This is a genomic window from Paenibacillus sp. Soil522 (assembly GCF_001428245.1).
GTDB lineage: Bacteria > Bacillota > Bacilli > Paenibacillales > Paenibacillaceae > Pristimantibacillus.
Genome location: NZ_LMRV01000002.1, coordinates 69,822 through 82,826 on the forward strand (window position 1 = coordinate 69,822; position 13,005 = coordinate 82,826).

At 46.8% G+C, this 13,005-nt stretch carries 12 protein-coding genes; 9 read left to right on the plus strand and 3 right to left on the minus strand.

What is annotated here, in order from left to right:
* Nucleotides 1–220: 220 nt before the first annotated feature.
* Nucleotides 221–853: a nitroreductase family protein gene (locus ASG81_RS02155; protein ID WP_056628509.1), complete on the minus strand. Its 633-nt coding sequence runs from the start codon at nt 851–853 to the stop codon at nt 221–223.
* Between the two features lie 399 nt (nt 854–1,252).
* On the opposite strand from ASG81_RS02155, the gene ASG81_RS02160 reads away from it, so the two are divergent.
* The 8 genes from ASG81_RS02160 to ASG81_RS02195 all read left to right on the plus strand — a co-directional run bounded on the left by ASG81_RS02160 (nt 1,253) and on the right by ASG81_RS02195 (nt 9,868).
* Nucleotides 1,253–2,710 (plus strand): alpha-N-arabinofuranosidase, encoded by a 1,458-nt coding sequence (locus ASG81_RS02160; protein WP_056628856.1) that lies wholly within the window; start codon nt 1,253–1,255, stop codon nt 2,708–2,710.
* 124 nt (nt 2,711–2,834) lie between these two features.
* Nucleotides 2,835–3,911 carry a 23S rRNA (adenine(2503)-C(2))-methyltransferase RlmN gene (rlmN, locus tag ASG81_RS02165; protein ID WP_056628511.1) on the plus strand — a complete coding sequence of 359 codons (1,077 nt, stop codon included), beginning with the start codon at nt 2,835–2,837 and terminating at the stop codon, nt 3,909–3,911.
* Between the two features lie 261 nt (nt 3,912–4,172).
* Entirely contained in the window at nt 4,173–4,958 is a 786-nt protein-coding gene (locus ASG81_RS02170) for a ThuA domain-containing protein (protein WP_056628514.1), read from the plus strand.
* A gap of 39 nt (nt 4,959–4,997) precedes the next feature.
* Nucleotides 4,998–5,477, plus strand: coding sequence for a transcription elongation factor GreA (gene greA / locus ASG81_RS02175; protein WP_056628517.1), 480 nt, complete (start codon nt 4,998–5,000; stop codon nt 5,475–5,477).
* Between the two features lie 202 nt (nt 5,478–5,679).
* Complete coding sequence (locus tag ASG81_RS02180; protein ID WP_056628520.1) at nt 5,680–7,218, plus strand: bifunctional GNAT family N-acetyltransferase/carbon-nitrogen hydrolase family protein; 1,539 nt, start codon at nt 5,680–5,682, stop codon at nt 7,216–7,218.
* Nucleotides 7,219–7,307: 89 nt separating this feature from the next.
* Nucleotides 7,308–7,964: a hypothetical protein gene (locus ASG81_RS02185; protein WP_056628523.1), complete on the plus strand. Its 657-nt coding sequence runs from the start codon at nt 7,308–7,310 to the stop codon at nt 7,962–7,964.
* 276 nt (nt 7,965–8,240) lie between these two features.
* Nucleotides 8,241–9,437 (plus strand): ParM/StbA family protein, encoded by a 1,197-nt coding sequence (locus ASG81_RS02190; protein ID WP_056628525.1) that lies wholly within the window; start codon nt 8,241–8,243, stop codon nt 9,435–9,437.
* 53 nt (nt 9,438–9,490) lie between these two features.
* Complete coding sequence (locus tag ASG81_RS02195; RefSeq protein WP_056628528.1) at nt 9,491–9,868, plus strand: hypothetical protein; 378 nt, start codon at nt 9,491–9,493, stop codon at nt 9,866–9,868.
* A gap of 207 nt (nt 9,869–10,075) precedes the next feature.
* Here ASG81_RS02195 and ASG81_RS02200 read toward each other — a convergent pair whose 3' ends face one another.
* On the minus strand, nt 10,076–11,257 hold the full coding sequence (locus tag ASG81_RS02200; RefSeq protein ID WP_056628530.1) for an NAD(P)/FAD-dependent oxidoreductase: 1,182 nt from the start codon (nt 11,255–11,257) through the stop codon (nt 10,076–10,078).
* A gap of 36 nt (nt 11,258–11,293) precedes the next feature.
* Nucleotides 11,294–11,734, minus strand: a complete 441-nt coding sequence (locus tag ASG81_RS02205; RefSeq protein WP_056628533.1) for a DUF1641 domain-containing protein — start codon at nt 11,732–11,734, stop codon at nt 11,294–11,296.
* Nucleotides 11,735–12,226: 492 nt separating this feature from the next.
* On the opposite strand from ASG81_RS02205, the gene ASG81_RS02210 reads away from it, so the two are divergent.
* Nucleotides 12,227–12,964 carry a MerR family transcriptional regulator gene (locus tag ASG81_RS02210; protein WP_056628536.1) on the plus strand — a complete coding sequence of 246 codons (738 nt, stop codon included), beginning with the start codon at nt 12,227–12,229 and terminating at the stop codon, nt 12,962–12,964.
* Nucleotides 12,965–13,005: the final 41 nt, after the last annotated feature.

Here is a 13,005-nt window from a genome sequence, read left to right on the forward strand (position 1 = left end):
AAAATCAACCTTATCCGATAAAAAACATAGGATTACATTAAATTAATACTGAAAGAAAACCAACCTTTGGCCCGCAAACCTCCGGGCGGGTTTTCAAATTTCATGTTAATGTTCCCGGCATTTATGCTGAACCGGAATAATATAAAAGACATGAGACACCTTTGAGCAGGGGTCTCATGCCTTTTTAATGGTTTGATGCTTTTAGATTTATGAGAAATGGTTAGAAAGTGTTGGACACTGTGACTTGCTCCAAGTTGAGCCTTGAGGAAGGTCTGGCTGGTGTAGCTGCCAAGCCTACGCTGATCAGCATAACAGGCACGTAACGCTCAGGTACGTTAAATTCTTTAACGAAACGAGCGGCGTCGTATCCGCCCATCGGACATGTATCATAACCAAGCGCCTTCGCAGCGATCATCAGCTGCATGGCAGCTAGAGAAGCATTGCGGATCGCTTCATCGCGGGCAACCTGGGGATGCTGGTACGCGCCTTCGATTTGACCGGCAAGGGTATCTTTAAGCTCTTTAGGCATATGGCCTGCAGCAACAAGAGGACCAAACACGGTCTCGACATTTTTATTCGCTTCCAGATCGCCTAAAACCGCGATAACGACGGAACTTTCAATAATTTGTTTTTGGCCGTATGCAATCGGGTGCAGCTTTTCTTTATAAGCCTGATCCTCGATAACGATGAATTTCCAATGCTGCAAATTCCAAGAGGAAGGCGCTTGTACAGCAGATAGGAGCAATTGTTCCAGATGCTCCTTAGGCATTTTATGCCCGGCTTGATATTCTTTGACCGAGTGGCGCTCTTCAAGCACCTTCAAAACTTCCGATTGTACATTTTGTTGACTCATTCTGATTTCCTCCAATTATCGTTTTTGTTTAGTATGATACTGCAGCAATATTGCAATTCAGCCCAATCCGATGCAAGTCAAACGGCTGAGATGTATGTATTAACTGTGGAAAAAATAATAACAGTTTATTTGATCATAAATGTTGAAGATTTGGATGTCAAGTACCACTTTCCCCCCAACTTCCATCTGATTTTCAGGGGCAATTATAGTCCGAAATTTATAAAGAAAGCATGATAATATGCGCTGCTCAGCCATATCATGGTATAGATATACGGAAGCCGGCTCTTTATCCTAACGAAGAACGGGTGATTATATGATAACAATGTTTATGGCGGGTGAAGATAAGTGAACATTTCTAAGGGGAGATTGGCGGGCAATACGCTGCTCATTAACACTGATATGACTACAAGCACCATTAATAAAAATATTTACGGTCATTTTGCGGAGCATCTCGGCAGATGCATCTACGAAGGCATTTGGGTGGGAGAGCATTCACCGATTCCCAATACTTACGGCATTCGAAACGATGTGCTGAACGCGCTGAGAAGGATCCAGGTTCCTGTGCTGCGATGGCCGGGCGGATGCTTTGCGGAGTATTACCACTGGATGGACGGCGTCGGTCCGCGGGAATATCGCAAACGGACGGTTAACTCTTCATGGGGGGAGGTCGTGGAAACCAATCATTTTGGCACGCATGAATTTATGCTCTTATGCGACATGCTGCAGTGCGAGCCGTATGTTTGTGGCAACGTGGGAAGCGGCACGGTGCAGGAAATGTCGGAATGGATCGAGTATATGACATATCCGGGGGGATCCTCGATGGCGCTTTGGCGGCAGGCGAATGGCAGGATGCAGCCGTGGCGCTTGAAATATTTTGGAATCGGCAATGAAAACTGGGGCTGCGGCGGTAATATGAGGCCCGAATATTACGCGGATCTTTACCGGAAATATCAGACCTTTATCTACAATTACGGGGATAATCAAATATTTAAAATTGCCAGCGGAGGCATAGATACAAATTACGACTGGACCGAGGTCATGATGCGTGAAGCGGCGCGCTTCTTGGATGGACTGAGCCTGCATTATTATACGGTACCCGGTACATGGGAGCACAAAGGCTCGGCAACGGTGTTCACAGAAGATGAATGGTTTATCACGATGAAAAAGGCTCTGTTTATCGATGATATTATTACGGGGCATGCGGCGATTATGGATAAATACGATCCGGACAAACGGGTGGCGCTTATCGTAGACGAGTGGGGAACCTGGTATGATGTCGAGCCCGGAACGGATCCCTCGTTTCTCTATCAGCAAAATACGCTCCGCGATGCATTGGTGGCCGGGATAACCTTGAATATATTTAACGATCATAGCGATCGGGTACAGATGGCGAACATTGCCCAAACGGTCAACGTCCTGCAGGCGATGATCTTAACGCAAGGGGCGATGATGATTGTCACCCCGAGCTATTATGTATTTGAAATGTATAAAGTACATCAGAATGCGGAACGGCTGGAAATTCAGTTTCAAAGCGGCATGTATGAATTCAACGGGGAACAGCTGCCTCAGGTGAGCGTATCGGCGTCGAAAGATGCTGCAGGAGCCATTCACATCAGCCTGTGCAATATCAGTCCGACGGCTGGAGCCGACGTGGAAGTGCATTTGCGCGGCAAGGAAAGCAGGAAGGGAACCATCTACGGAACTATTTTAACGAGCAGCGATATGCATACGCACAATACTTTTCAACAACCGGACGCGATAAAACCGGCTCCTTTCTACGGAGTAACGGTGACTGGCCAAAGCTTTACGGCTGCACTGCCTCCAATGTCAGTCGTTGTACTTACGATTAAATACTGAAATAAACAGTCGATCTCCACTTGTTTTAATGCAGCAATTTTGGGACAATAATAAGCAGATTGTTTGTTTCGGCGGGCTAGGTAGAATAGGTTTGTATTTTGAAGTTTTGAAAAGAGGGTAACACATGAATAAAGAGTCCATTTATGGATTGACGTTTGATCAATTGACGGAATGGCTGATGGAATATGGCTACACAAAATTTCGGGCTTCGCAGGTTTGGGATTGGCTTTACCGGAAGCGGGTAACAGATTTCGCTGAAATGACCGATGTGAAAGAAGAATGCATCCGGTTATTGTCCGAGCATTTTGTCATTCAAACGCTTAGCGAGCACACCCGGCAGCAATCAGCGGACGGAACAAATAAGTTTTTGTTCAAGCTGAAGGACGGCAATTTAATTGAGACGGTATTAATGAGACATAAATTCGGTTTATCGGTTTGCGTCACGACCCAAGTAGGCTGTAACATTGGCTGCAGCTTTTGCGCGAGCGGGTTGCTGGCGAAAAGCCGCGATCTGTCCAGCGGAGAAATTGTCGAGCAAATTATGAAGGTTCAGCTTCATCTGGATCAGGCGCAGCAGGATGAGCGGGTGAGCCATGTGGTCGTCATGGGCATTGGCGAGCCGTTCGACAATTATAAGAACCTTTCGGATTTTATCGGGGTTATCAAAAGCCAAAAGGGGCTGGCGATCGCAGCCAGACATATTACGGTATCGACCAGCGGCCTTGCGGATAAAATCGTGGAATTTGCCGATTCAGATTTGCAGGTTAACCTTGCGGTCTCTTTGCATGCGCCAAATGATGAGCTGAGAACGCGGATTATGAAAATTAACCGTGCCATTCCTATCAAAAAATTAATGAAGTCCATTGATTACTATTTGGAGAAAACAAATCGGAGAATTACGCTTGAGTATATTTTGCTGAAGGATGTAAACGATCAGAGAGAGCATGCTCTTGAGCTTGCGGAGCTGATCGGCGACCGGCGGAATTTGGCTAACGTTAATCTCATTCCGTATAATCCTGTCGACGAGCATAGCCAGTACCAAAGAACCGATCGGGAAACGGTGCGGGCATTCTACGATACGCTAAAGAAACAAGGCATTAGCTGCAGCGTTCGCCTCGAGCATGGTACGGATATTGACGCCGCTTGCGGGCAGTTGCGAAGCAAACAGATCAAAAAATCCAAAGAGCTCATACAGGGATAGAAAAGCTCTGCAGCTCTGCGGCTTGTTCAGGATTAAGGCTCTATTTGCGAGAAAAGCGTACCCGCTCGTTCGGGTACGCTTTTCTATGCTTACGGCGGATCAATCCATGCTTTGGATGATGTGGTCTACCGTTCATCCTGCAGCTCTTTCGCCGTCTCATGACAAATCTCACTGTATAAGCCACTTTCATATGGGCAATCACCCTTTAAGGCCGGATACATAGTATAGAAGAAACACGGATTGCAGCAAGGAGAATAGCGAATGATCAAAGCGGTGATCGGCGGTAGGACGTATTGCGAGAAAAGTTCCGCTCGAGTGACAATCTGGAATGAATATGTAGCCGAGAAGGAAAATGCGGAGGTTGCTGCCGTGTACCCGAAAGGCATTCATCTTGCCATTGCCGATGGATTGGCACCCTATGGCTTTCAGATTCAAACGGCTACACTAGAGCAGCCGGAGCATGGGCTAACCTCTTATGTATTAGACCATACCGATGTCTTGATTTGGTGGGGGCATTTGGCTCATGAGCAAGTAAGCGATGAGGTTGTTGAGCGTATTTATGAGCGGGTACTCGATGGGATGGGGCTCATTGTACTGCATTCCGCGCATTTCTCCAAGCTGTTTAAGAAGCTGATGGGAACAACCTGCAACCTTAAGTGGCGGGAGGCAGAGGAAAGGGAGCGCATCTGGGTAGTCGATCCCGCGCATCCGATCGCTTCAGGAATTGGTGAATATATAGAGCTGGAGCATGAAGAAATGTATGGCGAATTTTTCGATATTCCGGCGCCGGATGAGCTGATCTTTGTCGGCTGGTTCCAAGGCGGAGAGGTATTCCGAAGCGGATGCGCGTTTTACCGCAGACAAGGAAAAATATTTTATTTCCAGCCCGGCCATGAAACGCATCCAACTTATTATAATAAGGACATATTACGTGTCATCGCTAATGCGGTTTGCTGGGCGGCATCTCCTCATGGCGCTGCTCCCGTATTTGGAAATGCGGCGCCGCTTGAGCAATTACATCGCTCTTCGCATATTTCCGGGATATAGGGTAGAATTAGAGCAAGAAAGCAAATGGGAGTTGTTTAAATGTCGAGCGACGAAGTAATTTTGACCAAAGAGGGCTTAGCGCAATTGCAGGCCGAGCTGGATGATCTTAAATACGTAAAGCGGAAGGAATTAGCCGCAAGGATTAAATTAGCCATTAGTTATGGCGATTTGAAGGAAAACAGCGAGTATCATTCCGCCAAAAACGATCAGTCGTTTATGGAAACGAGAATTCTTATATTGGATAAGATGCTGAAGAAGGCTCGCGTGATCGAAGCGGAGGGTTTGGATTTATCGAAGGCTAGCATTGGCTTGACCGTCATTCTAAACGATATTGAGTTTTCCGAGAAGATTGCGTATAAAATCGTAGGTACGGAAGAGGCGGACGTCGCCGATAATAAGATCTCTTATGAAAGTCCGCTTGGCAAGGAGCTTCTAGGCAAAGGCGTAGGCAGCATCATTAACGTTAACGCGCCGATGGGCGTTATTAAATATGAGCTGCTTGAAATAAAGGCAAATTAATCATTCATACCGCATACGGACCGATGAGGCTGAGTAGAATAATACTCAGCTTCGTCGGTCTTTTCTTTTCCGGCATCCGCACATCTGCAGCCGAAACTCCGCTTGCCGCCTGTGTAAAGTTTACAAACCATTTACGGTGCTCTAATACACGTGAAAAGTTTGAAGCCTATAATGAAGCAAAACATGTAAATGAGGAGCCTATATGACATCAGACCAAATTTCGCAATTCGAGAAAAAAATGATCATTCGTAATATTGAAGCCACGGATATTGAGAAGATTATTGAATTGCAGCTGGTGTGCTTTCCTAACATGCATGCTTGGCAGAAGAGTCAAATGGAGAGCCACATTCGGATTTTCCCGGAAGGGCAAATATGCGTGGAGCTGGATGGCGCAATTATAGGCTCCTGTTCAAGCCTGATCGTCAACTTTGACGATTATTTGGAGCAGCATACGTATTCCGAAATTACGGATAAGGGCTTTATTCGCAATCATAACCCGCGCGGGGAGAGCCTGTACGGGATGGAGGTTATGGTGCATCCCGAATATCGCCGGATGAAGATCGGCAGACGGCTTTACGAAGCGCGCAAGCAGCTAGCGGAGAAGATGAATCTGAAGAGCATCATTGTCGGTGGACGTATTCCGGGTTACCACAAGTATAGCGATAAGATGTCTCCAAGAGAGTACGCGGAGGAAGTATTGCAGCAAAACATTTACGACCCCGTGCTTACCTTCCAGATGATGAACGGGTTCACGCTGAAGCGAATCATTACGAATTATTTGCCGGATGACAACGATTCTATGCATTATGCGGCTTTGCTGGAATGGAACAATATCGAGTATAAGCTGAGTAACAGCAAAACACATTATAAGCGTTCCTTCCCTGTTCGCATTTGCGTAGTTCAATATATGATGAAAAAGATCGGCTCCTTCGAGGAATTCGCTATGCAATGCGAGCATTATGTCGACGTCGCGGCCGATTATAAGTCGGACTTTGTTGTATTTCCGGAAAATTTTACAATGCAGCTGCTGTCATATCTGGAGGAGCGCTCACCAAGCTTGGCGGTAAGGAAGCTGAGCACGTTTACGGAGCAATATGTCGAGCTGTTTACGGAATTAGCGGTTAAATATAATGTCAACATTATTGGCGGCTCTCATTTTATTGAACAAAATAACCGGATTTATAACGTAGGCCATTTATTCCGCCGCGATGGCACGATCGAACAGCAATATAAGCTGCATATTTCGCCAAATGAGCGCAAGTGGTGGGGAATTAACGGCGGCTCGAAGCTCGAGGTGTTCGATACCGATTGCGGGAAAATATCGATTCAGCTAAGCAGCGATATTGAATATCCGGAAATCTCGCGTATCGTCGCGGAGGAGGGGGCACAGATTGTTTTCGTTCCGTTCTGTGCGGAGGACAGGCAAACCTTTCTTCGCGTGAAATATTGCGCGCAGGCGCGCGCTATTGAGAATCAGGTATTTACAGTCACATCAGGCACGGTCGGCAATCTGACGCATGTCGACAATGTCGATATTCAATATGCGCAGTCCGGCGTCTACACGCCAACGGATTTCTCTTTCCCGCGCGACGGAATAGCAGGCGAGTGCAGCGAAAATACGGAAGCGGTGATTATGGCTGAGGTCGATATGGAGATTTTGCAGCGTCATCGCAAGTCGAAAGAGGTATTAACGTTCCGGGATCGCCGGACGGATATTTATTCTCTGCAAATTCGTTCATAGGCTCCTAGGCTCTCTTCATGAATGAAACTAATGGAATAGTCAACACTATAACCGGCTATTCCATTCACTACATAAAGGAGAAGGTACTTATGAAGAGCAAACTGCTTATCGTCACGGTCATGTGCGTAACTATGGCTTTTAGCGCTGCACCGCTCAGAGCAGAGGCTAGCGCTATGGATCACCGGCATGAACGTCAAGGTTGTGTAAGTCCAGCCGCTGTAAAGCTAAAGGAAGATATGAGAAGGCTGTGGTCTGACCATGTGGTATGGACGAGAAGCTACGTAGTGAGCGCATTGGCTGGACTCGAGGATCAGTCCGTCGTGTTGGAGAGGCTGCTGAGAAACCAGCAGGATATCGGAAATGCGATCAAGCCTTATTACGGCGAGGCAGCAGGCGATAAGCTGGCTGCGCTCCTGCGGGATCATATCGCTATTGCAGGCAAATTAGTCGGCGCGTTAAAGAGCGGAAATCAGGCAGATGCAGAAAAATTTAACAAAGAATGGCACAAAAATGCGGATGATATTGCAGCCTTTCTTAGCAGCGCCAACCCAAATTGGACGGATAATCAGCTTAAAGGGCTGTTATATACGCATTTGCAGCTGCTCTCAAGCGATGTAGCGGCTAGGCTCCAAAAGGATTGGAAAGCCGATGTTGCCGCCTTCGATAAGGGTGTGGATCATATCATTGTGCTCGCTGACGCCCTCTCGGAAGGTATAATCAAGCAATTCCCGCAGCGATTCAACTAGTTTAAATAGTAAGGCCAAGAAGCTAATCCGTTGACGGCGGGTTAGCTTTTTTTGCCGAAAATAGGCGGTGCCGACAGCATCGCTGCATAATTGATTCATAAAATCATATTCCGACAAAAATAGATGAGAAAAGATTAATGAGCTCTGGGACTCAAGTTTGATGCAAACTAACACTTTGTATGGCAAAGTATTACTAAGGAATGTATTTCACATAAGCACTTATTTTGGAAACCGTTTATTTTGTTTCCCAAAACCTTTTCTAGGAGGAAAGCGATCATGAATTTTCATTTCTTTGTAGGTAACGATAACGGAAACAGCGAGCATGATCTGATTATCGACGGCAAATTGATTCAGCAGCCGAATGTGAATTGCACGGTGGACGAGCTTCCATGGAGCGAGGAGCAGTCGCCAGAAAGCTTTATAAAAAATCTGCAGGACCAGCTGGTCGTAACGATCGATTCGCCTGCGGCACGGCCGGGGATGTACTATATCGGGAAGTTTGCGCTGGAAAGCGGCGAAATCTTGGATAATCTTCAGATCGGAATCGATTTGAAAAGTGATATGGATTTGCCGATCATCAATACGCTGGCTCAAATTGCGGCGACGGCTGTTCAGAAAGCATTTGAAGAAGAGAAGAGGATTCCTGAGCATATTGACGTGGAGGTCGACATGGCCACGGCTCTGCCAGTCACGCAGCATACGGATGAGACCTCGGCCAAGTTCGAGAAGCGTTTTACTACGGGCTCGCATCATGTGACCGTGCATCTGGGCATCGAACGCGTAGCTGTAAAAATCGTATTCCCGTTTGCTAAGGTCGTTCCGGAAGCGACGCCGGTTATTTTCACGCTGCAGAAGGATGCTGCCGGGGGTTGGAGAGAAGGAGAAATTTTTGACGACTTCCTCCAATCGTACGGAATCGAGAAAAAATTCAACGGCAGCTATTTTAAAGATAAACGGATTCTTCATGTCGATATCGGAGACGGCTCCACGGAATATCCGATTACCGAAGGCAATAAATTTTTGCGTCAATTCGTTCATGGCAGCCATCACGGCACAGGATATGCTATTGAAGAAGCGCTGCAAGAGTTCAACCGGCTTATTCATTTGCCGGATAGCCCAAGGCAATTTTTCAGTGACGTCATCAAAAACCCGAATCATAAATATCACGCGAGAGCGCTCAAAACGTTAAGAAGGCCGCTCGAAAGCCAGGTTAGACAAATCGTTCAGCATGTCAAAAAACAGCTCACCAAGGCACGGAATGAAATTGACCTCATTTGTGTCTACGGGGGCGGAAGCATTCTCATGCGTTCGGTCTTATATCCGCATCTTAAGGAATTGTGCGCTGAACGGGAAATGCAGCTGCTGTATATTCCGGCTGACTATGCCGTCCTGCTAAATGCGATGGGACTCGACGCTTTTGTGCGGGGTAAAATTTATGAAGCGCTCAAAAACAAAGCGGTTCAGCCTGCATAAGCTGCCTAACGCAAGCTTGGGCATAATCTAACGGATTCTGGTAGGTGACTCGAATGAAAAAAACAAAGCTGCCCGGTGACAATATTAGCTTAAAAACGAAAAAAACAGAGGATCCTTTGGTGATGCAATGGCTGAATATGCAAACCAATCTGATGGATTCTCTTCGTTACTTGGTGGAAAATGAAATTATGTTAAACGGCGTTCGGAATTTGCAGGCTTTTGTCCCGATGGAGAGGAATATGCTTCAGGGCTCACCGGCCTTACAGCAACCAAGCGAATATCGCCCCCACGCAGCGGGTATGGAGCAGATGGCGGCAGCGGCGGAAGACGCGAAGGATGTGGAGATCGCGGAAGAAGCGCCTGCTGCTCCTGCTTTCGAGCCGGTTATCGATGAAGAAATAGATGATGATGATATTGAAGCGTGGAGCTAATGCGTATTTATTTACGTATAAGGCTAAGTGTTATTACGAAAGGTAATACCTAGTGATACTAAACGATACTTAATAACACGAAGAACTACCTAGTGTTTCTTTGTAATACTTAGAAGTGTTTTGTGTTACGAGAAGCAGTTTTATATTTGAAGAGCTGATCAATAAAAAGAGGAGGGCAGGCTGCCCTCCTCTTTTTATTGGTACTTATTAGTACGCAAGTGCGAATAGACCGTGGATATGCGACAGGTAGCGAACGTTACTTGCTTCCTTCATCAAGGATGCAGGCAAGCCTTTCAGCTGTGTCGAGTTGCCGCCGATTGTGCCAACGCCGTCTTTGCGGCCAAGGCTTCCAAGCGTTCCGGAGAATACCGGCACGAACTTTTCCATAGCACCGCCCTTCATTTGAGCTGCCAGGTTGTAGCCTACCGTTTCACCCATTTGCCATGCAAGCTGAGCTGTTGGCGGGTAAGGACGCTCGCCGCCCTCTGGGAATACCACTGCGCAGTCGCCGGCAAGGAAAACATCGGAATGCGAAGTAGATTGAAGAGTTGGCGTAACGGTTGAACGGCCGCGGTCCTCTGCAAGGCCGCTGCTGCCGACAACCGGATTGCCTTTTACGCCGCCGGTCCAGATGATTGTGCTGGATTCGATCGTGCGTCCGTCTTTAAGCGATACGGCGCTTTTAGTTGCTTCGGTAATCGCTACGTTCGTAATGAAGTTAACGCCGCGTTTCTCCAGGCTTGTTACGGCACGGTCGATCAATACTTTCGGGAAGATTGGCAGAACGGCAGGGCCTGCTTCTACGCAATATAGCGAAATGTCCTTGAAGTCGATTCCTTTGCTGCGGCAAATCTCTGGCAGTTTGTCAGCGAATTCGCCGACTAGCTCAACGCCAGTCAAGCCTCCGCCGCCCACAACGATTGTTGCGTCAGCTTTTTTGCCTGATTTTTTGTAAGCGTCAAGGCGAGCCTCAACATGCTGGCGGATGCGGTTAGCATCAGCAACGGATTTAAGCACAAGACTGTTCTCTTCCAGACCAGGAATGCCAAAGTAGTTCGTTTCGCTGCCAAGCGCAACGACAAGCGTGTCGTACTTTTGTACTTGCCCGCTTTCAAGAACGACTTTCTTTTCGTTAGGTTTAATTTCTTTTACCGAATCAACGATAATATTTACTTGCTTGTCGCCTAGAAGCTTGCTCAGCGGGAGAGCAACCGCTTGCTCAGCGATCGTGTCCCCTGCAAGTCTGTGCAGCTCGGTAATGATTTGGTGGGTTGGAAAACGGTTAACGATTGTGATGCTTGCTTCTGCTGCCGACAAGTGCTTGCGTGCTGTTAGTGCAGTAAGAAGACCGCCATAACCGCCACCAAGGATTAAAATTTGCTTCGACATGTTCATCCTCCATTCGTTCTTTGCGTAATCAGTGTTTTATGCTTTTTCGTTTTTCCGTTCAGACAGTACGCTTAAGAAAGCTTGCGCAAAGCGCAGTGTTTTTTGAACTTCCGGATCCTTCAGCATCTTTAACATCGCGAAAAGGCCAACAGTGGAACCGGCAGCTTCTTGCGAGCGCTCGCCAGCTTCAATAGCCGCTGCTGCGATACCTTTTGCTTTCTCTTGAACCGGTTTGACGAATTCACCGATACCTTGAGCGAAATCGTTAATCAACACTTTGTCTGTAGCGATGTTCTGTGCGAAATCATAAGCTTTGGTCATTAGCGTAACCATTTCGGCTAATTTAGGAAGGTTATCCACGAGCACAGTCAGCGACTGTTGAACCTCCGGCTTCATTAACTGATCGAGTACATCCAACGTTTGTTTTTCTTCAACGAGGCTTGCTGCGACCTCTTGTCCAGCAGATGGTTGTGACATAATAGAATGTCCTCCTTTGCGTAAATTTGAAAGTGAGTTGTTGTCTCAATTGAGTCAGCCGCTAACGGTACCGATGTACCCCTGAAAGATTGTTACACTTTTCACATAGTTTTTGAAAAAAATGTTTGTGCACAATTTCACAGACTGATCCTTGCCTCGGCAAGGAGAAATGTTATAGCGAGTATGACGTAATCGGATTTAAACCCTTTGCTTCTATTCTACATCGTTTTGGTCAAAAGATAAAAAGAAATTTATAACTTTTCTTAAAAAATGTTGCGTTTTGTCGTTGTAGACGAGTAATTGGATGCATTTTGTAGATATTAAGGGGTTTTTGAGCCACATGCAGCCTTTTACCCAAAAAGTTATTAAACGGGGAGAGCGTGGCAACCGGGATGGACGGATCGATTTGGACAAATATTGAATTTGTATTTTTCGTATTGACTCTCACGTTGCGTGATCCTTTATAGTTTCATTAAGGGAGGTTTGACAGCGATGAAGGTAAAGGAGGTTGCCGGTTTGGTCGGGATCAGTGTGCGCACGCTGCATCATTACGATGAGATCGGACTGCTTAAACCAGAGAAAATAACGGAATCCGGCTATCGTCTCTACTCTGATCAAAATTTAGAGATGCTGCAGCAAATTTTGTTTTTTCGAGAGCTGGGCTATCCCTTGAAAAAAATTAAAGAAATCGTCAGCAGTCCTGCCTTTAACCGGGTGGAGGCGCTGCAGCTGCACCGCAGAATGCTTCAGGATAAACGGCGCCAGCTGGAGCAAATGATTTTAACGATCGATCGGACGATTCAGCACGCGAGAGGAGAAATCGAAATGACAAATGAACAGAAATTCGAAGGCTTTGATTTCAGCAGCAGCCCCTATGAGCAAGAGGCGCGTGAACGCTGGGGAGATGAGGCAGTAGACCAATCAAATGCCAAGCTGGGCAAAATGACGATGCAGGAGCAGGAGGAACTGGCGGGAAGCATGAACGCGATCTACGCTAAGCTTGCAGCGCTTAGAAGCGATTCTCCGGAGTCAGTGCATTCGCAAGCTGCCATTAAGGAATGGTTTATCCTTCTGAACCAAATGGGCAGTTACTCGCTCGAAGCGTTCAAGGGGCTGGGGCAAATGTATGTCGATGACGCGCGCTTTACGAAAAATATCGATAAATTTGGAGAAGGCTTAGCCTTGTTTATGCGCGACGCGATGGCTGTTTATGCTGATAAAAACAAATAGTGCTGCATATATTTTGCTTTGTGGGCAGGGCAGTCCGGCTT

What these genes read in the sequence shown, in the direction of transcription:
- ASG81_RS02190 (WP_056628525.1), top strand. Translation starts at nt 8,241, where the DNA reads ATGAATTTTCATTTCTTTGTAGGTAACGATAACGGAAACAGCGAGCAT.
- ASG81_RS02155 (WP_056628509.1), bottom strand. Translation starts at nt 853, where the DNA reads ATGAGTCAACAAAATGTACAATCGGAAGTTTTGAAGGTGCTTGAAGAG.
- ASG81_RS02170 (WP_056628514.1), top strand. Translation starts at nt 4,173, where the DNA reads ATGATCAAAGCGGTGATCGGCGGTAGGACGTATTGCGAGAAAAGTTCC.
- greA (WP_056628517.1), top strand. Translation starts at nt 4,998, where the DNA reads ATGTCGAGCGACGAAGTAATTTTGACCAAAGAGGGCTTAGCGCAATTG.
- ASG81_RS02160 (WP_056628856.1), top strand. Translation starts at nt 1,253, where the DNA reads ATGACTACAAGCACCATTAATAAAAATATTTACGGTCATTTTGCGGAG.
- ASG81_RS02205 (WP_056628533.1), bottom strand. Translation starts at nt 11,734, where the DNA reads ATGTCACAACCATCTGCTGGACAAGAGGTCGCAGCAAGCCTCGTTGAA.
- ASG81_RS02180 (WP_056628520.1), top strand. Translation starts at nt 5,680, where the DNA reads ATGACATCAGACCAAATTTCGCAATTCGAGAAAAAAATGATCATTCGT.
- rlmN (WP_056628511.1), top strand. Translation starts at nt 2,835, where the DNA reads ATGAATAAAGAGTCCATTTATGGATTGACGTTTGATCAATTGACGGAA.
- ASG81_RS02195 (WP_056628528.1), top strand. Translation starts at nt 9,491, where the DNA reads ATGAAAAAAACAAAGCTGCCCGGTGACAATATTAGCTTAAAAACGAAA.
- ASG81_RS02185 (WP_056628523.1), top strand. Translation starts at nt 7,308, where the DNA reads ATGAAGAGCAAACTGCTTATCGTCACGGTCATGTGCGTAACTATGGCT.
- ASG81_RS02210 (WP_056628536.1), top strand. Translation starts at nt 12,227, where the DNA reads ATGAAGGTAAAGGAGGTTGCCGGTTTGGTCGGGATCAGTGTGCGCACG.
- ASG81_RS02200 (WP_056628530.1), bottom strand. Translation starts at nt 11,257, where the DNA reads ATGTCGAAGCAAATTTTAATCCTTGGTGGCGGTTATGGCGGTCTTCTT.